Below are 21,577 nucleotides of genomic sequence, written 5' to 3'. Positions count from 1 at the left end.
CATATGTCCGGTTTTTTTATGGGCGGGCGATCAACCTTCGGCCTTCTTCTCTGCCGAACCCAGCTCCTTCAAACGCTGGTCGATCAACTGGCACTTATCCGGCAAATCCGCGCTGGCCGTGCCCAGATCCATCTTCTGCAACTCGTCGTTGATCTCCTTGGCCTTGGCCGGGTTCTGCTCGGTCAGCCTGGTGACTTCCCTGGCGAGCTGTTCGCGTTTGGCGGTGGCTTCCTCGGGGGTGCAGGCCCAGGCGGGCAGGGCGCAGGCAAGGGTGGCGGCGAGGGTGATCTTCAGCAGGGTTTTCATGGGGTGGCCTCGGTTCCGTTTGGGCAGTTATCCGATTGAGGGCCCCGGCAGTGGGAAAGTTCCGCACCATCCATTAGTATGTGGCATCACTTTGATATCACGCTGTTTCAGGGATTGGAAATGCTTCGCCGAGTCATCACGACAAGTCTTCTACTGGCCCTGGCCGGTTGCACCAACGTTCAGGTCGAGCCCATCGCACCTTCGTACAACATTTCCCAACTGTGCATCGAGGAAAACCCGAAAGTGGTGGTGGGTGACTTCGTCGACGGCGTGCAAACGCTGTTGCGCCAACACCACATCGACAGCCGCCTGTATGTCGCGCCGGCGCCTGCCAGTTGCGAATATCGACTGACGTATACCGCCATTCGTTCGTGGGATTTCACCGCGTACCTGTCCGATGCCAGCCTGCGGCTGTACAAGGGTGACCAGCAGATCGGTTACGTCAAATACAACCTGACCAATAATGGCGGTCTTTCCCTGTCGAAATTCGGTTCGGTCGAGGAGAAGATGGCACCGCTCATCAACCAACTGCTGGGGCAAGCCAAATGAGCAAGGCAATCAAATATGGATCGGCCCTGTTGCTCCTGCTGTTGCTGACCGGTTGTGGTCACACACGCTCCAGCCAACCCTTCTTCGAACCGCCTGCGCTCCCTGAGGGCAAGGGACGGATCTACATGATGCGCACCCAGGTGATCCAGGGCAGCTTCTACGACAGCGTGTTCAGCATCAATGACAGCGCGGTGGTCGGGCTCAACGAGCAGACCTATTCCTGGGTGCTGGCAAGCCCCGGGATCCACAAGGTCTCCGCTGGGCAAAAACCTGTCTACCTCAACCTGCTGGTCGAGCCGGGCAAGGAGTACTTCGTCGAGTACACCCAGGAGAACAGGGTTGAAATGGTCCGGCTGCGCGACAAGGATGGCAAGTCCATGGTCAAGCGCTATGGGTACATACCGGTGAAGTAACGGCGCAGGCCGATGCCACGGGCGACCCTCGGGTCGCCCGTTTTCGTTTGCGGTCCAGGGCGATCTACCCGCCGTGGCAGCAGCTCGAAGACGCCTTGTCGTCGTAGCGATCGTGATGCCGCACCCATTCCATGATTTCCTCCTCGTTGCGGCCCTTGGGCGTCAGGTCGAGGAAGTTGTAGGCGCCGACCAGCAGGTCGAGGCCGCGGGCATAGGTGGAGTAGGTGTGGAAGATTTCCCCGGCGTCGTTGCGATAAAACACGCTGAGGCCCGGAAGCTCTTCTTCGGCACCGTCGGATTTTTCGTAGTTGTAGGTGGCCTTGCCGGCGGCCACCTCTTCCGCTCGGGCCGAGACGCCAAAGTCGTAGTTGAAATCGCAACCGGTTGACGAAACCCAGTCGAACTTCCAGCCCATACGCCGCTTGAACGCCTGAAATTCGGCCAGCGGTGCGTGGGAAACCGCCACGACCGCGATGTCGTGATGGGCCAGATGCTGATTGGCGCCGTCGATGTGGTCGGACAGGAACGAGCAACCAGGACAGCCTTCGTCCCAGCCTTCGGCGAACATGAAGTGGTAGATGATCAACTGGCTGCGACTGCCGAACAGGTCCGCCAGTTTCAGGTCGCCATCGGGGCCCTGGAAGCGATAGTCCTTGTCGATTTTCACCCAGGGCAGGGCACGCCGTTCGGCGCTGAGCTTGTCCCGTTCGCGGGTGAAGGCTTTTTCGCGGGCCAGGTGTTGTTTGCGGGCGGCGAGCCATTCTTCTCGCGACACCACGGGGTGGTTCTGAATGTCCATCGAGGTTTCTCCTGCGCAATGCTGGGAGGGGACTGACGTAGCTTAGTCGTTCAAGCCCCGCGTCAATCGACATACCGCCGGTCGGTAGTGACTCAGTACCAGGCTGAACGGCTGATCACGCTGCCGGTCACAGCCAAAGAAGGCCATCACAATCACGGGCTTTGGAGGTTGAACAGGATGACGACTTATAACTGGGATCTGATCGAACGCCTGCTGCACGAAGTGCAGAACGGCGCACCGAGTTTTACGCCAAGGCCATATGCCGAACAATATGCGGCCGAGAAGGCCACGGAAGGCGAGCCGACGGAAAACCTCGATCACCTGAAGGCAGTGGCGGGCGAATACGAAAAGTTGCTGCTGGAGCGCGGGTACATTGAGCCTCGTCCCGAGGAAGAGGGCGGCAGCGGGTCGAACTATATTCTGACGATGCGTGGCTCAAGACTGTTGAGCCTGATCGACAGCAGCATCCCCGGTAACGATCACCCACGGCAAGTGCTGGATGACCAGGAAGATGCGCTGGATGAGGTGACGTTTGATGAGGTGGCGTCGAAGGCGCAGATTGCCTGACCCCCTGTGGGAGCTGGCTTGCCAGCGATGGGGCCGTCACATTCAACAGTTGTGTTGACTGATCGGACGCTATCGCTGGCAAGCCAGCTCCCACAAGTCCTGTGGCCGGCTTGCTAACCTTGGCTAGCCGCCCTCAGGCACTTCAACTCGTTAAAGTCCTTGCGCACCCCTTCAATTTTCTTCTGCAAGCGCTGGCGCTGGGCCGGCGTGCTTTCGGCCATCAGGTCCACGATCAGGCTGCGGGCCTGGGCTTCGGTATCGGCGTAAGCCTTGCGGTAGTCGGCGGTCCACAAGCTTTCGCGATTGACCAGCAGGGTTTCGATGCGTTGTGGGAATTGTGGACTCTGGCGCTGTGCCACTGCCGCACTGAATTGCTTTTGCCAGTGGGCACGGTTGGCGATCCATTGAGTGTTCTGATCGCCAAGGGCGTTTGACCAAGTGACCACGCGTTGCTGCTGTGTCGGGCTGATCGGCCCGAGCCAGTCATTCAGGCGTTTTTCCATGCGCTCGCTTCGCTCTTTGATCTGTTGATCGAGGGGCGGCTTCAAGTATTCCTGTTGGCGTTTGCGCAGGTCTTTGGCGAACGCTTCGTTCATTTCCGCCACTTGCTTATCATCCAGTCCCCGCAACAGCTCGACAGCTGAAGGCGTGATTTCCCGCGCCGTCTGGGCGATCGCCTGTTTGGCTTCCTGGGTCCGGGTTTGCAGGGCGGCGTCGGTGACCTGGTGGGTGGCTACCATCCCTTGCAGACGGTCCAGCCAGTCGAGGTAGCCGGGCAGTTGGGTGGTGCAGTGCCAGCTCAGATGCTCTTTCAGGCGTTCGTTGAACCAGCCTTTCTGCTCGCCGTTCATGTCCAGGTAATCGCTGAGCGTCCATGGAATGATCACATCGAGATTGCGATAGGCCAGGCCCACGCGACTGCAGGCGCCGAGGGCGAGACTGAAGGTGATGATAACGGCGAAGCACTTCAACCAGCGTGACATGGGCGAGTCCTTGCGAAAGCCTGGGTTTTCATGTGAACGCAAGATGAGCCTGCCAGTTCAGCCGATCAATAGAACGTGCGTTCAGCCTTGAGGGTGACCAGGCCGTCGCATTGTCCGTTGCGCCCGGAATAGGCACTGCAATCGCTGCCGCTGAGGCTGGAGTCGCTGTAGATCAGGTCGAGGTCGATGCCCATGAACGGTCGGGAAAACTTCAGCGACCAATCGTTGAAACTACTGACATAACCGCCGTCCACCGAGACCGGGGTGTTGAGCTGGTGGGTAGTGTATTTGAGGCTTATCCCGATACCGAACGGCTGGTTGCCACTCAGGTCGGCGAAGAGTGTGCTGTTCTGTTTGTCCGGGTCGTTGCTGAATGCCGCGCCGAAACGGCTGCCCAGCAGGGTCAGGCCACCAAAGAACTCATGGGAGTCGAGGGTCTCTACTTTCGGGTAGCTGTAATGAATCATTCCGACTTCATAGCCCAGGGTCTGATCGAAGGGTTGTTTAAAACCCATGTAGGAATCGACTTCGAGGTTGTTGCCCTCGCTCAAGCCCATGCTGGGAGACCACTGGCCCGCGTAGAAACCGCTGTCGTGGCTCAGGTCAAGGCCGCCGTGGAACGAGCCGGTGGCCGAAGGCTTGACCAGCCCTTGCGCCATGCTGCGGCTCGGCGTGGTGCCCAGTTTGAGGTCGAAGTCTCCCAGTTCACGCTGGAAAACCTGCGCGTTGGCAAGCGAACACCAGAGCAGGCTGCCGAGCAGGAAAAAGAGGGCTTGAGCATGCGTCACTCCATGACTGCGGAGATTCGAGACGAAAACCTGATCAAATGCTTGATCTAGACGCGTGCAAGCATAACGGCGAATGCTCGGCATCGATGGCCGTTCGTCGATTTTTGCAGTGATTGAAGGGTGTTGGGGGGGGCAGTCCAAGCGCTTCGAAGCTCAAAGCGCTCAGGGACTCGATGTCGCGGGGAATTACTTCTTGCCCAGGGAGATCTGCTTGGACGGGGCGAAGGTCTGGCCGCTCACGCCTTTGGCGATTTGCTGAATCTCGCCACCGGATTTGAGGAAAGCGGCAATCTGGTCGTTGATCGATTCGCTGGTTTCAACGGCTGGAGCTGGCTTAACTTTGCTTTGGGATGCTTTTACGCGCATGGCGGCCAATCACCTGTAGGAATTTAATTTGGCCAGCCATCGTACACGAATGACCGGATAATTGCTTGCCAAATATCCATTCGATAACCATCAGCGTTCTGGTGAGGCACCTTAGTTGTGCATAAATATCCCCCTAAGCTGCTGTTTTAAATACGAACATCAGTAATGTTCTACCTGTGGTTGATCGGGTCGGTCCGGCGAATGATTTCATGGCGTCCTGACTAGTGGCCCAACGGGCGCAATCCAGACCATGAAAATGAAGGCTTCAGCGAAATTTTCTCGGGTCGCTGGAGAGGGGATCAGGCGCCGTCTGCAAAAACGGGTAGAATGCCGCCCAAGCAATGAGGGTATTGGAAATGGCTTTAGTCGGGCGTTACAACAGTTTGCAAGTGGTTAAACACACTAACTTCGGTTTATATCTGGACGGCGGTGCGGACGGCGAAATACTTTTGCCTAATCGTTATATCCCAAAGGATATTCCGAGTGAAGATGAAGACTGGCTCAATGTTTTCGTTTATTTGGACAGCGATGACAAACTTATCGCAACTACCGAGAAGCCGAAAGTTCAAGTCGGTGAATTCGCCAGTTTGAAAGTTGTTGAAGTCAACAGCATCGGCATTTTCCTCGATTGGGGGCTGCCGAAGGACCTGTTGCTGCCATTTTCCGAAGAAAAGCGCCAGATGACCGCCGGCGATTACGTGGTGGTGCATGTCTACCTCGACAAGCACACCCGACGCATCACCGCGACCGCACGCCTGGACCGTTATCTGGACAAGACATCGGCTAACTACGCGCCGGGTCAGGAAGTTGATTTGCTGGTTGCCGAAGCCACCGACATGGGGTTCAAGGCGATCATCAACAACAAGCACTGGGGCTTGATCCACAAGAATGAGATCTTCAAGTTCATGCGCTCCGGCATGAAGGAGAAGGGTTTTATCAAGGAAGTCCGGGCCGATGGCAAGATCAGCCTGAGCCTGCAGCCGGTCGGCCAGGAAGCGGCCACGAGTCTCAACGCGAAGATCCTCGCCAAGTTGCGCGAGAACAGCGGTAGCCTGGCGGTCAGTGACAAGAGCGATCCGGCGTTGATCAGCAGCTTGTTCGGCGTCAGCAAGGGCAACTTCAAGAAAGCCATTGGTGCGCTGTACAAGAATGGCCAGATTGTCATTCATGCCGACCGCATTGAACTAAGCTGACGTCGCACCGGCCCCATGTAGGTGGCTTACATGGGGACGTTGTGATGAAAAAGGCGCTGCTTGCGTACGTCACCAGCCTGCTGGTGTTGCTTGTGCTCGACGGGCTGTGGCTCGGCGTGCTGATGGCCTCGACCTACCGGGGGTTGTTGGGGCCGTTGATGCTCGAACAGCCGCTCCTGATTCCTGCGGCGATGTTCTATCTCCTTTATAGCGTCGGTTGCGTGGTGCTTGTGATATTGCCGGCGACCCACTGGCGGCGTGCGGCGGGTCATGGCGCCTTGTTGGGGCTGGTCGCCTATGGCACCTACGACCTGAGCAATTGGGCGACGCTGCAGGGCTGGTCGATGCCTTTGGTGTTGATGGACATGGCGTGGGGGACGGTAGCGACCACGGTGGTCTGTACCCTGGGTTATTGCGCCGCGCGCAAGGCCTGATCTCAACGCTGAGCCGTGGATGCGCCGTTGTTTGTGCAGAGTCCCCGCCCAGTACTGACCGAACCGAACGCCAAGCCTCCGGCCACGAGCAAGCCGCTACCCGCGATGATCAGCGCCGGTTGCAGACCCCCACTGAAATAGCTGCTCGAGGCGGCGAGCAATGGCCCGGCGAGCTGGCCGACGGCGAAGCACGCGGTCAACAGCCCGGCATTACGCTGGGTGGCGTGGGGAGCCAGTTCCCGCGAGCGTTGCATCACCAACTGCATGCAAGCCAGGAACGGCGAGCCGCACAACAGCACCCCCACCGCCAGGCCCAGACCGCTTCCCAGCAGGCAGGCAAACACGCCTGCCGCCTGCAACCACAATGTGGCCATCAACCAATGGCGTGTGGTGTCGGGGTTGTGTCGACGCAGGCTCACCAGCACCACGCCCAGGGCCGATGCCAGGCCAAAGCACGGCCAGAACAGATCCGCCTGCCACTTACCGTGGAACTGCGCACTGGCCATTTGCGAGAGGAACGTCGCCGGGATGATGTAGCCCAGGCCGTACAAGGCGTAGATCATCCCCAGGCGACCGATGCCTTGATTGCCCAATTGGCCTGCGTTCGGTGCAGCGGTGACGCTGGCGGCCGGGCGCGGCAGAAACGGCAGGATCACCAGCAGCATCACCAGGCCGACCGCCGCATACACCAGCCACAAGGTGGCAGAGGTCTGCCCCAGAAGGTTCGAACCCAAGGCCAGCAGTCCTGTCAGGAAAATCCCCAAGCCCGGTCCGGCAAAAACCAGCGCACCCAGTCGTGGACGGCCGGCTGCGGCGGCGATTGACTGGCTCAGTGCGGTAATCATTACCAACACCCAGGCGCTAGCCACGCCAGTGCCGAAACGCAGCAGCAGGTGAGACCAGAAACCGTTGGCCCAGAACGATGCAAGGGTCAGCACTACACACAGCCATAAGCCGCCGAGCAAGCGCTGGCGGACTTGCGCGGGACGACGGCAGAACATCGCGTCCACGGCACCGACGAAATAGCCCAGGTAGTTGGCGGCGGCGATCAGTCCGGCCGCCGTCAGGTCGATCTGCCCTTCACTGAGCAGGTGCGGCATTTGCGGGGTAAGGGCGAAGCGCCCGATGCCCATGGCCATCATGAGCGCGATAAAGCTGGCGAGTAAGCGAATCAGGGGCGACATGGTCTGGGATTCCTGTAGAGGATCATTGACCGTCAGGCTAGGACTGATTGACTTTCTTTAAAAATGAATAATAGTGAGTAACTTGTTCTGATTTGGAGAATGGCGTGGAATTTAGCCAGTTGAGGATTTTTCAGGCGGTGGCCGAGGAAGGCTCGGTCACCCGCGCCGCCGAGCGTTTGCACCGAGTACCTTCGAACCTTTCGACCCGGCTAAAACAGCTTGAAGAACAGCTCGGCGTAGAACTCTTCCTGCGCGAGCGTCAGCGCTTGCAGCTATCACCTGCAGGAAAAGTCTTGCTGGATTACACCGCCAGACTGTTCAGCCTGCATGACGAGGCTCAGGCGGCAGTGCAGGGCGGGCAGCCGGCGGGAGACTTCGTGCTCGGGACGATGTACAGCACCGCCGCGATCCACCTGCCAGGACTGCTCGCCCGCTATCACCGCACGTACCCGGCAGTGAACCTGCAAGTGCAGGCGGCGCCCAGCGGAGAACTGCTCGAAGGTTTGCTCAGCGGTCGCCTCGACGCGGCGCTGGTGGACGGCCCGCTGGAGCTGGCCGGGCTCGACGGCATACCGTTGTGCCACGAACGGCTGGTGCTGATCAGCGAAGCCGATCACCCGCCGGTACACAGTGCGCTGGATGTGCAGGGGCGGGCGGTGTTCACCTTTCGCCAAGGCTGTTCGTACCGCATGCGTCTGGAAGCCTGGTTTGCGCATTATCACGCGACCATGGGCCGGGCGATGGAGATCGAGTCTTATCAGGGCATGCTCGCCTGCGTGATCGCCGGTTCCGGAGTGGCGTTGATGGCGGAGTCGATGCTCGCCAGCCTGCCGGGGCGCGAGAGCGTCGCCGTGCACCCGTTGACCGAGCCGTTCGCCAGTGCGACCACCTGGCTGATGTGGCGCAAGGGCATGGTCGGAGCCAACCTGAATGCGTGGATTGAGCAACAGCAGATGGACTTTCCAGAGGCTGCCATTCCCGTGAAGGTTACGGCTTGAACGATCGGTCAGATATTTGGATCAATTCAGTAACAGATCATTGCGGATTTTGCTGCACATTGCGTAGGACTTCGGACTATTATCAGTGCGAAGGGGCTGCGAAATTTCAGCCACCCGGTATTACCCTGAAGGGGGCACCATGAAAGAGAAAATCCAGAACTGGCTCCATGACCTCGGTGTAGCACTCGGTTTGATCGAACCACCGATGCAACCTGTGCCGATCCGTACGGACGACGAGCAGCGTCGACGCCAGCAGCGCCGCCGGTAATTGCGACCGATAGGCAGTTGCTGTAGCCACTAGCGAGCACCGCGAGGCCAGTGCCGCTTCGGGCGCCGGGCAGCAGGGCGCTGTCGAAAGTGCCCGGTCAATGCCGTCCGATGGCAATCAAAAACCGGCTCAAATCATTCGCCGTCCTGGCGGCCTTGAGTATCCGGTCTTCTTCTGCGGTTAACGCCGTCAGGCCCAATTCATCTTCCAGATGAAAGATCAGGTCTTCGATATCGGCTTTATCCAAACCCAACTCCGCCAGACTGGTGTGATCGTCGAAGTCCTCCTGGTCTTCAAGCAATCGGCTGATGAAGCGATGCACGGCGGCACGCACGGCAGCTTTTTTCATAACGGTTCTTCAACACGTTGTTGGTGCATTGAGTACAGCAGCCTTCACTCGTGCGAGCGCTGCCACTCGTCAATCATGTGCCGTAAATGTTCCCCGGAAAAACTGCCGAAATGGCCACCGTGTACCGTGCGGATGGGCAACGTGCGCAGCCGTTGCAAACTGCGGGCGTAGTCGTCGAGGTTGGAGTGGTAGGCGTCTTCGATCAGTGGTCCGTCGTAGATGATGTCACCGCTGAAGAGGGTTTCGCTGGTGGCTTCATACAGGCTGATACCGCCTGGTGAATGGCCGGGCGTGTGCAGCACCTGCAGGACGCGATTGCCCAGGTCCAGTACGTCGCCTTCTTCGATTGTGCCGGTGGCTGGCGCAGCCTTGACCCGATATTCGGCGTAACACAATGGGCAGTCGGGGTGCGCTTCGAACATGTCGTCGCCGACGAAGGCGCGGCTCAAATCGTTTTCGCCGTCAGGCGTCGCGAGGATGTCGGCTTCGGCGGGATGCACCAGGCGTTCGGAAAATTCATGGTGGCCGGCGATGTGATCGAAATGGCAATGACTGGCCACCGCCACCAGTGGCCGCTCGGTTATCCACGGCAATTGTTCGCGCAGGCTGACCAGGCCGGAACCGCTGTCGAGCAGCAAGTCCTTCTCGCGGCCCTGGATGTGCCAAAGGTTGCAGCGGTAAAAGGGGCGTATCCACGGCTCATGAATCAGGCGGATGCCGTCGCTGAGCTGTTTGACTTCGAACCATTGATTGCGGGGAACGATTTTCATCTAGGGTTTTCTCCGGACGAAAAAAAACGAGTGTGGCGACCGACGCCACACTCGTCGAAGAAAGCATCGTAACTTTATGTTCAGCCTAGATGGCGCTGGCCACCACTGCCGGGCGGCGGGACATCAGGCTCACCACCACAAAACTCACCAGGCCTACGGCCAGGCTGTAGTAGATGGGGGTGTTGGCGTCCAGACCGTCCTTGAACATGAACAGCAACGCGGTGGCAAAACCCATGCCCATGCTGGCGATGGCGCCGCCAGTGGTTGCACGCTTCCAGAAGATGGCCCCCATCAACGGGATCAACATGCCGCCCACCAGCAGGTTGTAAGCCAGGGTCAGGGCGCTGATCACATCGTTCACTACCAAGGCGATACCCAGCACGACCACACCGGTCAACAGGGTCACCAGACGGTTGAGGCTCAGGCTCGATTGCTTGCCGCCGCGCAGTTTGGGCAGCAGGTCTTCACTCAGGGTGGTGGCGGCCGCGAGCAGGCCCGCGCTGGCAGTGGACATCATCGCGGCGAGTGCGGCGGCGATCACCAGGCCACGGATGCCGTCCGGCAGGGACAGTTTGACGATGGCGGCGAACGCATTGTTGACGTTGTCCAGGTCCGGGATCAGCACGTGCGCAGCCATGCCGATCAGGGCGCAGGCCAGCCCGTAGAGGATGCAGTAGAGACCCGCAGCGGTGCCGGCGTATTGCGCGACCTTGGCGGTCTTGACGGTGAATACCCGTTGCCAGATGTCCTGACCGATCAGGATGCCGAAGAAGTAGATCATGAAGTAGGTGATGATCGTGTCCCAACCGATGGTGGTGAAGCTGAAGCTCGCCGCCGGCAGTTTGGTCACCAGTTCATCCCAGCCGCCGACGCGGTACAGGCAGATCGGCAAAAGGATGAACATCAGGCCGACAGTCTTGATGATGAACTGGACGATGTCGGTCAGGGTCAGTGACCACATGCCGCCGATGGCCGAATAGACCACCACCACGCCACCCCCGAGCAGTACCGAGATCCAGAAGGGCAGGCCGAACAGCACTTGCAGCACGGTGCCGATGGCCAGGATCGAGGTCACGCCGATCATCAGTGCGTACGCCAGCATGATCACCGCGCTCGCTGAGCGGGCCATCGGGTTGTAGCGCTTTTCCAGCACCTGCGTCACGGTGTAGATCTTGAGTTTCAACAGCGGTTTGGCGAGGAACAGGTTCAGCGCCACGATCCCGCAACCCAGTGCGGCGCACAGCCAGAAGCCGGAGATGCCATGCACGTAACCCAGGCGCACGGTGCCGACCGTGGAAGCGCCGCCCAGTACCGTGGCCGCCATGGTGCCCATGTACAGGGTTGGGCCGAGGTTGCGTCCGGCGACCAGAAACTCTTCGTTGGTCTTGGCCTTGCGCATGCCGAAGTAGCCGAGAACCAGCATCGCAGCGGCGTAAATGAGTACGACGAATAAATCCAATGCCATGATGGCGTGTCTCCGATTGTCTTTTTTATGGTGAAACAAAGTTCTTTTGGCGAGCACCGCTCCTACAAGGGAAGGTTTCAGGCCACCTGACGCAACGCAGTATCCGCAGCCGCACCCTTGCTACGAACATCCCCCGGCCCGTACACCGCTGCCGGTTCCGGGAACAGACTCAGCAGCACCAGATACACAACCGACGCCAGGCCCAGGGTGACCGGCAGACTGATGTCGATGCCGTCTGCCAGGTTGCCGAGCACGCCGACGAATTGCCCGGGCAGGTTGACGAAGCACAGGCCCACCAGTGCACTCGGGATCCAGGCACCCAGCCCGCGCCAGTTCCAGCCGTGGGCGAACCAGTAACGGCCACCTTTTTCCCCTCGGGTGAACACTTGCAGGTCATCCGGGCAATAGAAGCCCCGACGCACCAGAAGGCCGATGATCATGATCACCATCCATGGCGTCGTGCAGGTGATGATCAGCACGGCGAAGGTCGACACGCTCTGCACCAGGTTCGCGGCAAAGCGCCCGATGAAGATGAAGGCAATCGACAGCACCCCGATCAGCAGCGTGGCCTTGACCCGTGACAGCACGCGCGGGAACACACTGGACATGTCCAACCCGGTGCCATACAGCGAGGTGGTGCCGGTGGACATGCCGCCAATCACTGCGATCAGGCACACCGGCAGGAAGAACCAGCTCGGCGAAACGGCCAGCAGGCCACCGACGTAGTTGTTGGCGGCAATGTAGTCCGGCGCCTTGATCGCGACGATAGTGGCGGTGGCGAGGCCAAACAGGAACGGGATGAACGTGGCGACTTGCGCGAACACCACGGCCAGCATGATCCGGGCCTTGGGGGTGTGGCGCGGGATGTAGCGTGACCAGTCGCCGAGGAACGCACCGAAGGAAATCGGGTTGCTCATTGCCACCAGTGCCGCGCCGATGAACGCTGCCCAGAAGCCCGGTTGACCCAGGTTCACGGTGCCGGCGTAGTTCACATCGAAAGGACCGGCGAAGGCGAAGACGCCCAGCAGGAACAGCAGGCTGGCGCTCCACACCGCGACCTTGTTGACCCACAGCAAAAAACGGAAGCCGTAGATGCACACCGTCAGTACCAGAATCGCGAACAGACCGTAGGCCAGGCCCAGGGTCAGGTCGGTTTCCGGCAGACCGATCAGGCGTTTCGCCCCACCGATCAACGCATCACCCGAGCTCCACACCGACAGCGAGAAAAAGGCGATGGCGGTCAGCAACGACAGGAACGAACCGACGATCCGTCCGTGTACGCCAAAGTGCGCACCGGACGACACGGCGTTGTTGGTGCCGTTAAGCGGGCCGAACAGGCCCATGGGCGCAAGAATCAGCGAACCGAGCAGCACACCGGCCACAATCGCCGCGACGCCCGCCTGGAAAGACAGGCCAAACAGCACCGGAAAGCTGCCAAGCACGGCGGTGGCAAAGGTGTTGGCGCCACCGAAGATCATCCGGAACAGGTCCGTTGGGCCGGCGGTGCGCTCGTTGTCCGGGATCTGTTCGACCCCGTGGGTTTCAATCTGCGTAAGGCTTTGGTCGTTGTTGTTGTTATTCATGATCTGCTCCGATCATAAAGGCGCGCTCATCGTGTGTGAGCGTCACCTGTTTGGCTAAGGTGTGGGCAGCCCTTCCGGCATCGCGGATAAATGTTCGTGACAGGCCAGCCACAAGCCTTGTTGTTCTTGGCCAGACGCTTGTTTTTTGAAAACAATCGTCTCGCGTTCCTGGCTGAAGTGTTGCTCCCCTTGCATGCGCAGCTCGGTGGCCACGTCATGGATGAAAATCGCCACATCACCCTGCAGGCTGACGAAGGCGTTGCTCGAAGTGCACGACACCACCTCGAAGCCATCCTCGGCGCGCCAGCTGTCCCACATCGCCTGGTAGGCATCGCGCGACAGCAGGGGCTGTTCGAGGGTGTAGAACACGAAGCTGGCATCAACGCTGAAGGCGCCGAAATAAGCTTCGCGATCATTGCGGGCGAAGGCGGCTACCAGGTCGGCGGCCGCTTTCAAAACCTGATCATGTTCAGTCATGGCCGGTCCTCAGCGATGGACGACGCCGGGCAGTACGCAGAGCATTTCGTACAGCAGGTTGGCGGCCAGCAGCGAGGTGTTGCCGGTGGTGTCGTAGGCGGGCGAGACTTCTACCAGATCGCACCCGATGAGGTCGAGGCCCTGGCAGCCACGGACGATTTCAATCGCCTGAATGGTCGTCAGGCCACCGATTTCCGGGGTGCCGGTGCCCGGCGCCCAGGCGGGGTCGATGCCGTCGATGTCGAAACTCAGGTACACCGGCCCGCCACCGACTTTCTCGCGAACCTCGGCCATCAGCGGCGCGAGGGATTTGTGCCAGCACTCTTCGGCCTGGACCACACGGAAACCCTGGTCACGGCTCCAGTTGAAGTCGTCGGCGGTGTAACCCTGGGCGCGCAGGCCGATTTGCACGACGCGGTCGGGGTCGATCAGGCCTTCCTCGACGGCGCGACGGAAAGTGGTGCCGTGGGCGATTTTCTCGCCGAACATGTGATCGTTGACATCGGCATGGGCGTCGATGTGCACCAGGCCTACCTTGCCGTGCTTTTTGTGGATAGCACGCAGGATCGGTAGGGTGATGGTGTGGTCGCCGCCCAGGGTGAGCGGGATCACGTCGTGTTCAAGGATGTTGTCGTAGGCTTCTTCGATGATGCGTACGGCATCCAGCAGGTTGAAAGTGTTGATCGCCACGTCGCCGATGTCGGCCACCGACAGCGAGTCGAACGGGGCAGCACCGGTGGCCATGTTGTACGGGCGTATCATCACCGATTCGGTGCGGATGTCGCGCGGTCCGAAGCGGGTGCCGGGGCGCAGCGAAGTACCGATGTCCAGCGGCACGCCTACGAAGGCAGCGTCCAGGCCGGCAGCGGTCGGTACATGGGGGAGTCGGAGCATGGTGGCGATGCCGCCGAAGCGCGGCATTTCGTTGCCGCCCAGTGGTTGGTGGAGAATCTTGTCCACGGGTAAGGCCTCATCGTCGTTGTTTTAGTTATGGCGGTGGCACAGGCCGGGAAGGCTCGGGCACCGTTGTGGGGCGATTCTGCGAAATGGTGTGGGGCGGAAGAATCGCTACGGGCAAATACTTAGTTCAGATTTTTCTAAACTAATGACGGGTGGGGCGATAGACTTCCCGCCAACGCAATCTGCGCTCCCACAGGTTCCGCGCTCGGACAGGAGCTCCCATGGCCAATGCTTTACCCGACCTGAAATTGTTGCGCATCTTCGTCAGCGTGGTCCGTCACCAGGGGTTCGCCAACGCCCAGCAGGAGCTGAACCTCTCGACTTCGGCGATCAGCACCTACATGAGCCAGCTCGAAGCGGCCCTGGGCCTGGTGCTGTGTCATCGGGGACGTGGCGGTTTCAGCCTGACCAGCAAGGGCGAACTGTTTCATCAGGAAACCTTGCGCCTGCTTGGCGAACTCGAGGGCTTCGAACAATACGCGGCGGCCTTGAAAGGCGAATTGCGCGGCACCTTGAACCTGGGGGTGATCGATTCCACCGTTAGCGACAAGGCCTTGCCTTTCGCCGAAGCCATCGGCGCCTACAGTCAGGAACACCCGGCAGTGCATTTGCACCTCTCGGTCATGAGCCCGTATGAGCTGCAACTGGGGGTGCAGGACAACCGCCTGGACCTCGCCATCGGTGCGTTTTCCACGCGCATGAGCGGGCTGGTCTACATGCCGCTGTATCGCGAGCAGCACTGGTTGTATTGCAGCAACCGTCATCCGTTGTTCAACGAGCGGCGCATTCCGGAGCAGGTCATTACACAGCAACGCATGGTCGGGCGTGGGTATTGGAGCCAGGCTGAACTGGCGCGTCACGGTTTCAAGCACAGCGCCGCCACGGTGGAAAGCATGGAGGCACAGTTGATTCTGGTGTTGTCCGGCGCTTACATCGGTTACCTGCCAGAGCACTATGCCCAGGCCTGGGCGGACAAGGGTGATCTACGCGTTCTGCTGCCGGCGACTTTCGGTTACCAGGCACCGTTCTCGATGATCATTCGCCGGGGGCGTAGTCGCGAACCATTGATCCAGACATTCCGCGACCTGCTCAAGGCGCAACTGAACCAGGCCGCTTGAGGAGCAGAAACGATGTCCAGACTCCAATGCCCGCGCTGCCTGCGCCCGCAAACCCACTGCCTGTGTGCGTTGATCCCGAGCCTGGACAGCCGCACCCGGGTCTTGCTGCTGCAGCACCCCAGCGAAGTGAATCACGCGTTGAACACCGCACGGCTGGCGGCGTTGGGATTGACCAATGCCGAGTTGATCGTCGGTGAGGTGTTCGAGGATTTGCCGCGGTTGTTGAACCCGCCGGGTTATCAGGCGCGATTGCTGTTTCCGGGTGACGCTGCACAGCCGATACGGGCCTACCACGCGGGTGATCAGCCAATGCTGCTGGTGGTCCCGGACGGCACCTGGCGCAAGGCGCGCAAGATGCTGCACCTCAATCCGCCGCTGGCAGCGTTGCCCCGGGTGACGCTTGCCGAAGGCGGGGTGTCACGCTACCGGCTGCGCAAGGCGCCGGGGCCGGGGGCCTTGTCGACGGTGGAGGCGATTGTGCAGGCGTTGCAGGTGCTGGAAGCGCCGGGCGATTTTGCGCCGTTGCTCAAGCCGTTCGAGGCGTTGATCGAGGGGCAGATTGCGGCGATGGGGGAGGAGGTTTTTCAGCGTAATCATGGGCCGAAATAGTTGTTGTCAGCGCCGGACCCATCGCGGGCAAGTACTGACAACACACATCAACGCTCGCGCATCGCCTCGGTCCGCGCCTTCAACACCGGTTTCAACAGGTAATCGAGCACGCTCTTCTCGCCGGTAATGATGTCCACGGTCGCCACCATCCCCGGAATGATCAGCAGTGGTTTGACATCCCCGCCCAGATGATTCTTGTCGGTACGTACCTGGATCAGATAGAAGCTGTTGCCCTTGTCATCGGTGATCGTATCCGCGCCGATCAACTCCAGCTTGGCGCTCAAGCCGCCGTAGATCGTGTAGTCATAGGCGGTGAACTTGACCATGGCTTTCTGTCCCGGGTGCAGGAAAGCCACATCCTGTGGACGCACCTTCGCTTCGATCAGCAGGTTGTCTTCGATCGGTACGATTTCCACCATGTCGCTGCCCGGCTGCACGACGCCGCCAATGGTATTGACCTTCAACAACTTGATGATCCCGTGCACGGGTGACACCACGGTGGTTCGGCTCACCCGGTCATCGATGGCGATGCTGGAGGCTGTTATTTTTGACAGGTCGGTGCGTTTCTCGTTGAGTTCCTTCGCCGCTTCGGAGCGGAAGGTTTGCTCCGACTCATCGATCTTGCTTTTAATTTCGGCAATGGCGGCTTCAGCCCGGGGAATCGCCAGTGTCGTGGCATTGAGGGAACCGCGAATTTCCACGGCGCTGCGTTTGAGTCGCAGGATTTCCACTGGTGATACCGCGCCGGTGCCGACCAGGGGCGCGGACATGTTCATTTCCTGTTGCAGCAAGGCCAGGCTGGAGCTGTATTGACCCTGCTTGGAACGAAATTCCGCCAGTTCCTGGGTTTTCTGCCGCAGTTGTTCGGTCAGCGTGCGCTGCTCGCTGGCCAGTCTGCGTTGCCGTTGTTCGTACAGCGAACGTTCGTCCTCGGCCACTTGTGGCGCCTTGTCGATCACTTCCTGGGACACCTTGAACGGCCGTCCTTCAGCCTCGGCGGACAGGCGTTCGACCTGCGCAGTCAGCGCGTAGCGGTCGGCCTCGCTTTCCCCCTTATTTGACAGAAAACGCGTATCGTCCAGGCGCAGCAAGGTGTCGCCCTTGTTCACCATCTGCCCTTCGCGTACGAAGATCTCGGTGACGATGCCGCCCTCGAGGTTTTGGATCACCTGAATCTTGCTCGAAGGAATCGCCTTGCCGTCGCCCATGGTGACTTCGTCCAGCACCGCGAACTTGGCCCAGACCACTGCACTGATGATCAACGCCGCCGCCAGCCACACGGTGATCCGCGACCAGCGTGGTGAATCCTGTAACGAAGCGCCGGCGGTTTCCGGCATGTACTCGCTTTCGGCGCTTTTGCTGAAGCTGTCGAAGTAACCGCGTGAACTTTGTGAAGATGCCATGGCGGCCTCCTAGACGGCCGCAGAGCCGACACGGCCCTTGCGCAGTGCGTCGATGACCGCTTCTTTCGGACCGTCGGCGACGATCCTCCCGTTGTCCAGCACCACCAGCCGATCCACCAGGCTGAGCATCGACGTGCGGTGCGTCACCAGCAGCAGGGTCTTGCCCTGGACCAGGCTCTGCATTTTTTGCCGCAGTACGTCTTCGCTGCTGTTGTCCATGGCGCTGGTCGGCTCGTCGAGAAGCATGATCGGCGGGTCGAGCAGCAGCGCTCGCGCCAGCAACACCGCCTGGCGCTGACCGCCGGACAGCAGCTGCCCACGCTCGCCCACCGGCCGGTCGAACCCTTGAGGATGCTGGCGTGCCAGTTCGGTCACACCGGTCAGTTCGGCCACTTCGAGCATGCGCGAATCGCTGATGTAGCGTGCGCCCAGCGTCAGGTTGTCGCGCAGGCTGCCAGCCAGGAGCGGCAGGTCATGCGCCACATAGCCGATTTGCTGGCGCAAGTCGGCGACATCCAGTTGCCGCAGGTCCAGGCCATCAAGCAGCAGTTGGCCTTCATTGGGTTCAAAAAAACCCATCACCAATCGACCCAGGGTACTTTTGCCCGAGCCGCTGCGGCCGATGATGCCCACTCGCTCACCGGGTTTGAGGCTGAAACTGATGTTGTTCAACGCCGGCGCGTTCTGGCCATTGTAGTGAAAGGTCACGCCGCTGACGTCCAGTGCACCTTGCAGTTGCGTGCGCTCCAGTGGGCGCTGCTTGACGTCACGCTCCTGGGGCAGGCCCATCAGCGCATCGGTGCTTTTCATGGTCAGTTGCGCCTGCTGATAGCGTGTGATCAACCCCGCGATCTGGCCCAGTGGTGCCAGCACGCGGCTGCCGAGCATGTACGAAGCCACCAGCGCACCGACGCTCATGTTGCCGGCGATGATGCTGTAGACGCCCGCAACGATGGTCGCCATCCCGGAGAATTGCTGGATGAACAACGTGCCGTTGGTGGCCAGCGCCGAGAGGTTGCGCGCATGGCTGTCGAGGCGGGTGAGGGCGCCGTGGGTGCTTTCCCACTTGTGCTGGCGTTCGCTTTCGGCGCTGCAGGCCTTGAGGGTTTCCAGGCCGCCGAGGGTTTCGATCAACAGGGCCTGGCGTTCGGCCCCCAGGGCAAGGCTTTTTTGCACGGTGTCTCGCAAGCGCGCCTGAATCACCATGGCAAACACAATGGTGATGGGGAAGGCGAACAAGGGGATCACCACCAGCCAGCCGCCTAGCAGGCCGATCACCGCGAGCATCAGCACCACGAAAGGCAGGTCGATCAGGCTGGTCAGGGTGACGGCGGTGAGGAATTCACGCAGGCCCTGGAAGTCATGGATGCTCTGGGCAAACCCACCGATGGTGGCCGGGCGCGCTTTCATGGACATGCCGGTGATGCGCTCGAACAGGGTCGCGGACAGGATCACGTCGGTTTTCTTGCCGGCGGTGTCCAGCAGGTGCGCGCGCACCACCCGCAACGCCAGCTCGAAACCGGTGCCGATCAGCAAGCCAATGGACAGCACCCACAGCGTTGAGGTGGCTTGGTTCGGCACCACTCGATCGTAGGTCTGCATGACGAACAGCGGCACCATCAAGCCCAGCAGGTTGATCAGGAAACTGGCGAGGATCGCGTCGCTGTACAGCCATTTCGACAGTTTGAGCGTGTCACGAAACCACGCCTCGACCCGCGGCACCAAGGGCGAGCGCAAGTCTTCGAGTTCGTGTCGTGGCCGGGCGAACAACGCCTGGCCGCTGTAGTCCTGCGTGAGTTCTTCGCGGCTGACCCATTGCTCGCCGCCGTCGGCTTCGCTGGGCAGGATCAGCAGGCGGCCATCCTCGCCAAAGCGGCGCAGGATGGCGGTGCGCCCGTTGTTGAGGATCAGCATCACCGGCAGGTTGAGCGGGGAAATATCTTCCAGGTCGCGGTTCAGCAGGCGCGCCTGCAAACTGGCCCGGGCCGCTGCACGAGGCAGCAGGTCCGGGCTCAGGCGTTGGTGTGCCATTGGCAGCCCGGCACTGAGGCTGGCGCGGCTGACGGTCGCGCCATGGAGTTTGCAGAGAATCAGCAGACCGTCCAGAAGGGGGTCATCGAAGCTCAGTCGCGGATCGACACCGGAGTTGCCCGGCTCCATGCTGGTCACAGGGATCGTTCCATTGCGTTATCTCAACTCAGGCAGACGGGCTTCACTCTTCACTTCGCTGCTGGCAATCGCATCGGCGGGCAGCACCACGCGTTGTTTGCTCAGCAACTCGCCCATGTTTGCCAGGACACGGTACATCGAGAACTCCTCGGTGTAGCGAACCTCGGTGTAGCGGCGGTTGGCATTGTAGAGCTCGTTTTCACTGTCGAGCACGTCGAGCAGGGTACGTTGGCCCAGGCCGAACTGATCCTGATAGGCCGCCCGCACGCGGGTGGTGGTCTCGGCATATTCACGAGCGGTCGGGGTCTGTTTGCGCGCGTTGAGCATGGCGTTCCAGGCCAGGCGAATGTTCTCGTTGAGCTGGCGCAGAGCGTTGTTACGGATGTCCAGCGCCTGATTGATTTTGTGCGCGTCGGAGGCCAGTCGCGCCTTGTCGCTGCCGCCGCGGAACAGGTTGTAGTTCATCACGATGCCCACGCGCCACTCGTTGTCGTGGCCTTCTTCACCGGCGATGTTGTTGTTGGCACCCACCGCAGCCTCGGCGTCGAAGCGCGGGTAGAACGGCGACTTGGCGACTTCGTACTGGCTCTCGGCCGATTGCACGTCGGCCTGGGCCGATTTCAGGTACGGGTTGTTCTCCACCATGCTCTGCTGGGCGTCAGGAAGAGAGGGAGGCAGCTCTCCGCGGATCGACGGCGGCGCTTCCAGTTCGTCGGGCATGCGGCCGACGACGGCGTAGAAGTTCGCTTCCGCGTCGGCCAAATCGACTTCGGCGGTGTCGAGGTTGTTCTCGGCCAGTGCACGACGGGCGACGGATTGGTCGGCGTCGGCGTTGCTGCCGATGCCGCGCTGGGTGCGCAGGCCGATCTGGTCGTTGACCCGCAAGTGCGCCTGCAGGTTGTTCTTGGCCAGGGTCACCAGCTCGCGGCGCTTGAGTACTTCGAGGTAGACCTCGATGGTGCGCAGCGCCAGGTCCTGGGCCGTGCCTTGGGCGTAATAGGCCCGGGAGTTGACCACGCCCTTGGTGCGCTGGACTTCGTTCGACGTGTTGAAACCGTCGAACAACATCTGCCGCAGACGCAGCTCAGACTGGGTGTAGTTGAGAATTTCGGTGTGGTGATTGCCGAAGGCTCGGGTATTGGTGTTGTCGCTGTACCCGCGCCCGTACGAGGCATTCAGATCGACCGATGGGTAAAAACCGCCTTTGGCGACTTTCACGTCTTCATCCGCCGACAGACGGCTGTCGACCCGCGACGCCAGTTCCGGGTGAGTGGCGATGGTGCTCTGGATCGCCTCGGTGATCGTGATGGCTTGAGCCTGAGAGATGCAGGCCATGGCCAAAAGAATCGAACTGCAGAGCGGGGTCAACTGGCGCATGGGTACATCTCCCTGAATCCTAATGGTGCTTTATCAGTCGCCAAATATTTGACGGCATTTATGGGTAAAACCGTTTCATACTTGTAACATCAGAGCTAAGAACATTATTCAAAGAAGCTTAGAAGTTTTTTTCATAATTGTTATTCTAAAAAAAACTTATGCACTCCGAAAAATCCAGCACATTGTTCTCAGCGAAAACCCTTGATTTATGTGCGTTACGGAGCTTATCTACGGTTCAGATGAAGTTCCAACAACTTTTCGACATAGGGCGAAGAAGTGCTGGAGGGGAGGGAGGCGGGACGATTTTTGAGCGACGGTTTTTTGTCGTTCGGTGCTTCAAAATCGTTACGCATCGCTCGCAGGAGGGATGGATTCGCAATAGCACCCCAATGTGATTGATTGCATTGGGTTTTAGGCTGAGGCGCACATCCCGGACGCGAGCGAATCGC

General features: G+C 60.1%; 24 protein-coding genes. 9 read left to right on the top strand and 15 right to left on the bottom strand.

The window, feature by feature from the left end; translation table 11 throughout:
- Positions 1 to 30 precede the first annotated feature (30 nt).
- Positions 31 to 306: a hypothetical protein gene (locus tag AB4N33_RS14700; RefSeq protein WP_460117241.1), complete on the bottom strand. Its 276-nt coding sequence runs from the start codon at positions 304 to 306 to the stop codon at positions 31 to 33.
- A gap of 120 nt (positions 307 to 426) precedes the next feature.
- Here AB4N33_RS14700 and AB4N33_RS14695 point away from each other — a divergent pair, with 120 nt between their 5' ends.
- A complete protein-coding gene (locus AB4N33_RS14695) occupies positions 427 to 855 on the top strand; it encodes an Sbal_3080 family lipoprotein (protein WP_460117240.1) in 429 nt (142 codons plus the stop codon).
- Positions 852 to 1,268: a DUF2846 domain-containing protein gene (locus AB4N33_RS14690; protein WP_460117239.1), complete on the top strand. Its 417-nt coding sequence runs from the start codon at positions 852 to 854 to the stop codon at positions 1,266 to 1,268. The genes AB4N33_RS14695 and AB4N33_RS14690 overlap by 4 nt, the downstream gene beginning before the upstream one ends.
- Positions 1,269 to 1,332: 64 nt before the next feature.
- Here AB4N33_RS14690 and AB4N33_RS14685 read toward each other — a convergent pair whose 3' ends face one another.
- Entirely contained in the window at positions 1,333 to 2,067 is a 735-nt protein-coding gene (locus tag AB4N33_RS14685) for a DUF899 domain-containing protein (RefSeq protein WP_476457627.1), read from the bottom strand.
- Between the two features lie 177 nt (positions 2,068 to 2,244).
- On the opposite strand from AB4N33_RS14685, the gene AB4N33_RS14680 reads away from it, so the two are divergent.
- Positions 2,245 to 2,634, top strand: coding sequence for a transcriptional regulator (locus tag AB4N33_RS14680; RefSeq protein WP_460117237.1), 390 nt, complete (start codon positions 2,245 to 2,247; stop codon positions 2,632 to 2,634).
- Between the two features lie 113 nt (positions 2,635 to 2,747).
- Here AB4N33_RS14680 and AB4N33_RS14675 read toward each other — a convergent pair whose 3' ends face one another.
- The 3 genes from AB4N33_RS14675 to AB4N33_RS14665 form a co-directional block, all read right to left on the bottom strand.
- Complete coding sequence (locus AB4N33_RS14675) at positions 2,748 to 3,617, bottom strand: DUF6279 family lipoprotein (RefSeq protein WP_476457626.1); 870 nt, start codon at positions 3,615 to 3,617, stop codon at positions 2,748 to 2,750.
- Between the two features lie 65 nt (positions 3,618 to 3,682).
- Complete coding sequence (locus tag AB4N33_RS14670; RefSeq protein WP_476457625.1) at positions 3,683 to 4,405, bottom strand: TorF family putative porin; 723 nt, start codon at positions 4,403 to 4,405, stop codon at positions 3,683 to 3,685.
- Positions 4,406 to 4,591: 186 nt separating this feature from the next.
- On the bottom strand, positions 4,592 to 4,771 hold the full coding sequence (locus AB4N33_RS14665; protein ID WP_460117234.1) for a hypothetical protein: 180 nt from the start codon (positions 4,769 to 4,771) through the stop codon (positions 4,592 to 4,594).
- A 356-nt stretch (positions 4,772 to 5,127) separates the two neighbouring features.
- Here AB4N33_RS14665 and AB4N33_RS14660 point away from each other — a divergent pair, with 356 nt between their 5' ends.
- Both AB4N33_RS14660 and AB4N33_RS14655 read left to right on the top strand, forming a co-directional pair.
- Positions 5,128 to 5,964: a CvfB family protein gene (locus AB4N33_RS14660; RefSeq protein WP_460117233.1), complete on the top strand. Its 837-nt coding sequence runs from the start codon at positions 5,128 to 5,130 to the stop codon at positions 5,962 to 5,964.
- Between the two features lie 44 nt (positions 5,965 to 6,008).
- The gene (locus tag AB4N33_RS14655; protein WP_476457624.1) at positions 6,009 to 6,398 is read left to right on the top strand and encodes a DUF2177 family protein; all 390 of its coding nucleotides are present in this window, start codon (positions 6,009 to 6,011) and stop codon (positions 6,396 to 6,398) included.
- 2 nt (positions 6,399 to 6,400) lie between these two features.
- On the opposite strand, the gene AB4N33_RS14650 is transcribed toward AB4N33_RS14655, so the two are convergent.
- Positions 6,401 to 7,582: an MFS transporter gene (locus AB4N33_RS14650; protein ID WP_476457623.1), complete on the bottom strand. Its 1,182-nt coding sequence runs from the start codon at positions 7,580 to 7,582 to the stop codon at positions 6,401 to 6,403.
- Positions 7,583 to 7,686: 104 nt separating this feature from the next.
- On the opposite strand from AB4N33_RS14650, the gene ptrR reads away from it, so the two are divergent.
- Positions 7,687 to 8,580, top strand: a complete 894-nt coding sequence (gene ptrR, locus AB4N33_RS14645; protein ID WP_460140017.1) for a putrescine utilization regulator PtrR — start codon at positions 7,687 to 7,689, stop codon at positions 8,578 to 8,580.
- A gap of 139 nt (positions 8,581 to 8,719) precedes the next feature.
- Positions 8,720 to 8,848: a PA1414 family protein gene (locus tag AB4N33_RS14640; protein ID WP_257737111.1), complete on the top strand. Its 129-nt coding sequence runs from the start codon at positions 8,720 to 8,722 to the stop codon at positions 8,846 to 8,848.
- A 97-nt stretch (positions 8,849 to 8,945) separates the two neighbouring features.
- On the opposite strand, the gene AB4N33_RS14635 is transcribed toward AB4N33_RS14640, so the two are convergent.
- From AB4N33_RS14635 to speB, 6 genes are all read right to left on the bottom strand, one after another.
- Positions 8,946 to 9,197: an acyl carrier protein gene (locus tag AB4N33_RS14635; protein WP_476457622.1), complete on the bottom strand. Its 252-nt coding sequence runs from the start codon at positions 9,195 to 9,197 to the stop codon at positions 8,946 to 8,948.
- A gap of 44 nt (positions 9,198 to 9,241) precedes the next feature.
- The gene (locus tag AB4N33_RS14630) at positions 9,242 to 9,967 is read right to left on the bottom strand and encodes an MBL fold metallo-hydrolase (RefSeq protein ID WP_460117228.1); all 726 of its coding nucleotides are present in this window, start codon (positions 9,965 to 9,967) and stop codon (positions 9,242 to 9,244) included.
- 85 nt (positions 9,968 to 10,052) lie between these two features.
- On the bottom strand, positions 10,053 to 11,432 hold the full coding sequence (locus AB4N33_RS14625) for a sodium:solute symporter family protein (RefSeq protein ID WP_460117227.1): 1,380 nt from the start codon (positions 11,430 to 11,432) through the stop codon (positions 10,053 to 10,055).
- Positions 11,433 to 11,509: 77 nt separating this feature from the next.
- Positions 11,510 to 13,015 (bottom strand): purine-cytosine permease family protein, encoded by a 1,506-nt coding sequence (locus AB4N33_RS14620; protein WP_476457621.1) that lies wholly within the window; start codon positions 13,013 to 13,015, stop codon positions 11,510 to 11,512.
- Between the two features lie 54 nt (positions 13,016 to 13,069).
- Positions 13,070 to 13,492 carry a YybH family protein gene (locus AB4N33_RS14615; RefSeq protein WP_460117225.1) on the bottom strand — a complete coding sequence of 141 codons (423 nt, stop codon included), beginning with the start codon at positions 13,490 to 13,492 and terminating at the stop codon, positions 13,070 to 13,072.
- Between the two features lie 9 nt (positions 13,493 to 13,501).
- Positions 13,502 to 14,452, bottom strand: a complete 951-nt coding sequence (speB, locus tag AB4N33_RS14610) for an agmatinase (RefSeq protein ID WP_476457620.1) — start codon at positions 14,450 to 14,452, stop codon at positions 13,502 to 13,504.
- A 221-nt stretch (positions 14,453 to 14,673) separates the two neighbouring features.
- On the opposite strand from speB, the gene AB4N33_RS14605 reads away from it, so the two are divergent.
- Together AB4N33_RS14605 and AB4N33_RS14600 are read left to right on the top strand one after the other, a co-directional pair.
- On the top strand, positions 14,674 to 15,570 hold the full coding sequence (locus tag AB4N33_RS14605) for a LysR family transcriptional regulator (RefSeq protein ID WP_460117223.1): 897 nt from the start codon (positions 14,674 to 14,676) through the stop codon (positions 15,568 to 15,570).
- Positions 15,571 to 15,582: 12 nt separating this feature from the next.
- Entirely contained in the window at positions 15,583 to 16,179 is a 597-nt protein-coding gene (locus AB4N33_RS14600; RefSeq protein ID WP_476457619.1) for a tRNA-uridine aminocarboxypropyltransferase, read from the top strand.
- Positions 16,180 to 16,226: 47 nt separating this feature from the next.
- On the opposite strand, the gene AB4N33_RS14595 is transcribed toward AB4N33_RS14600, so the two are convergent.
- From AB4N33_RS14595 to AB4N33_RS14585, 3 genes are read right to left on the bottom strand one after another with little or no spacing between them, the layout of a single operon-like run.
- Entirely contained in the window at positions 16,227 to 17,582 is a 1,356-nt protein-coding gene (locus AB4N33_RS14595; RefSeq protein ID WP_476457618.1) for an HlyD family type I secretion periplasmic adaptor subunit, read from the bottom strand.
- A 9-nt stretch (positions 17,583 to 17,591) separates the two neighbouring features.
- Complete coding sequence (locus AB4N33_RS14590; RefSeq protein ID WP_476457617.1) at positions 17,592 to 19,751, bottom strand: type I secretion system permease/ATPase; 2,160 nt, start codon at positions 19,749 to 19,751, stop codon at positions 17,592 to 17,594.
- A gap of 18 nt (positions 19,752 to 19,769) precedes the next feature.
- Positions 19,770 to 21,128 (bottom strand): TolC family outer membrane protein, encoded by a 1,359-nt coding sequence (locus AB4N33_RS14585; protein ID WP_460117219.1) that lies wholly within the window; start codon positions 21,126 to 21,128, stop codon positions 19,770 to 19,772.
- Positions 21,129 to 21,577: the final 449 nt, after the last annotated feature.

Source organism: Pseudomonas sp. S1_E05, from assembly GCF_056337105.1.
Note: the sequence above shows the minus strand (reverse complement) of the source record. Positions and strands in the feature narration are given on the sequence as shown.

Excerpts from the sequence above, each read along its gene's own strand:
- AB4N33_RS14700 (WP_460117241.1), bottom strand. The coding sequence starts at position 306 with ATGAAAACCCTGCTGAAGATCACCCTCGCCGCCACCCTTGCCTGCGCC.
- AB4N33_RS14695 (WP_460117240.1), top strand. The coding sequence starts at position 427 with ATGCTTCGCCGAGTCATCACGACAAGTCTTCTACTGGCCCTGGCCGGT.
- AB4N33_RS14690 (WP_460117239.1), top strand. The coding sequence starts at position 852 with ATGAGCAAGGCAATCAAATATGGATCGGCCCTGTTGCTCCTGCTGTTG.
- AB4N33_RS14685 (WP_476457627.1), bottom strand. The coding sequence starts at position 2,067 with ATGGACATTCAGAACCACCCCGTGGTGTCGCGAGAAGAATGGCTCGCC.
- AB4N33_RS14680 (WP_460117237.1), top strand. The coding sequence starts at position 2,245 with ATGACGACTTATAACTGGGATCTGATCGAACGCCTGCTGCACGAAGTG.
- AB4N33_RS14675 (WP_476457626.1), bottom strand. The coding sequence starts at position 3,617 with ATGTCACGCTGGTTGAAGTGCTTCGCCGTTATCATCACCTTCAGTCTC.
- AB4N33_RS14665 (WP_460117234.1), bottom strand. The coding sequence starts at position 4,771 with ATGCGCGTAAAAGCATCCCAAAGCAAAGTTAAGCCAGCTCCAGCCGTT.
- AB4N33_RS14660 (WP_460117233.1), top strand. The coding sequence starts at position 5,128 with ATGGCTTTAGTCGGGCGTTACAACAGTTTGCAAGTGGTTAAACACACT.
- AB4N33_RS14655 (WP_476457624.1), top strand. The coding sequence starts at position 6,009 with ATGAAAAAGGCGCTGCTTGCGTACGTCACCAGCCTGCTGGTGTTGCTT.
- AB4N33_RS14650 (WP_476457623.1), bottom strand. The coding sequence starts at position 7,582 with ATGTCGCCCCTGATTCGCTTACTCGCCAGCTTTATCGCGCTCATGATG.
- AB4N33_RS14640 (WP_257737111.1), top strand. The coding sequence starts at position 8,720 with ATGAAAGAGAAAATCCAGAACTGGCTCCATGACCTCGGTGTAGCACTC.
- AB4N33_RS14635 (WP_476457622.1), bottom strand. The coding sequence starts at position 9,197 with ATGAAAAAAGCTGCCGTGCGTGCCGCCGTGCATCGCTTCATCAGCCGA.
- AB4N33_RS14630 (WP_460117228.1), bottom strand. The coding sequence starts at position 9,967 with ATGAAAATCGTTCCCCGCAATCAATGGTTCGAAGTCAAACAGCTCAGC.
- AB4N33_RS14625 (WP_460117227.1), bottom strand. The coding sequence starts at position 11,432 with ATGGCATTGGATTTATTCGTCGTACTCATTTACGCCGCTGCGATGCTG.
- AB4N33_RS14620 (WP_476457621.1), bottom strand. The coding sequence starts at position 13,015 with ATGAATAACAACAACAACGACCAAAGCCTTACGCAGATTGAAACCCAC.
- AB4N33_RS14615 (WP_460117225.1), bottom strand. The coding sequence starts at position 13,492 with ATGACTGAACATGATCAGGTTTTGAAAGCGGCCGCCGACCTGGTAGCC.
- AB4N33_RS14605 (WP_460117223.1), top strand. The coding sequence starts at position 14,674 with ATGGCCAATGCTTTACCCGACCTGAAATTGTTGCGCATCTTCGTCAGC.
- AB4N33_RS14600 (WP_476457619.1), top strand. The coding sequence starts at position 15,583 with ATGTCCAGACTCCAATGCCCGCGCTGCCTGCGCCCGCAAACCCACTGC.
- AB4N33_RS14595 (WP_476457618.1), bottom strand. The coding sequence starts at position 17,582 with ATGGCATCTTCACAAAGTTCACGCGGTTACTTCGACAGCTTCAGCAAA.
- AB4N33_RS14585 (WP_460117219.1), bottom strand. The coding sequence starts at position 21,128 with ATGCGCCAGTTGACCCCGCTCTGCAGTTCGATTCTTTTGGCCATGGCC.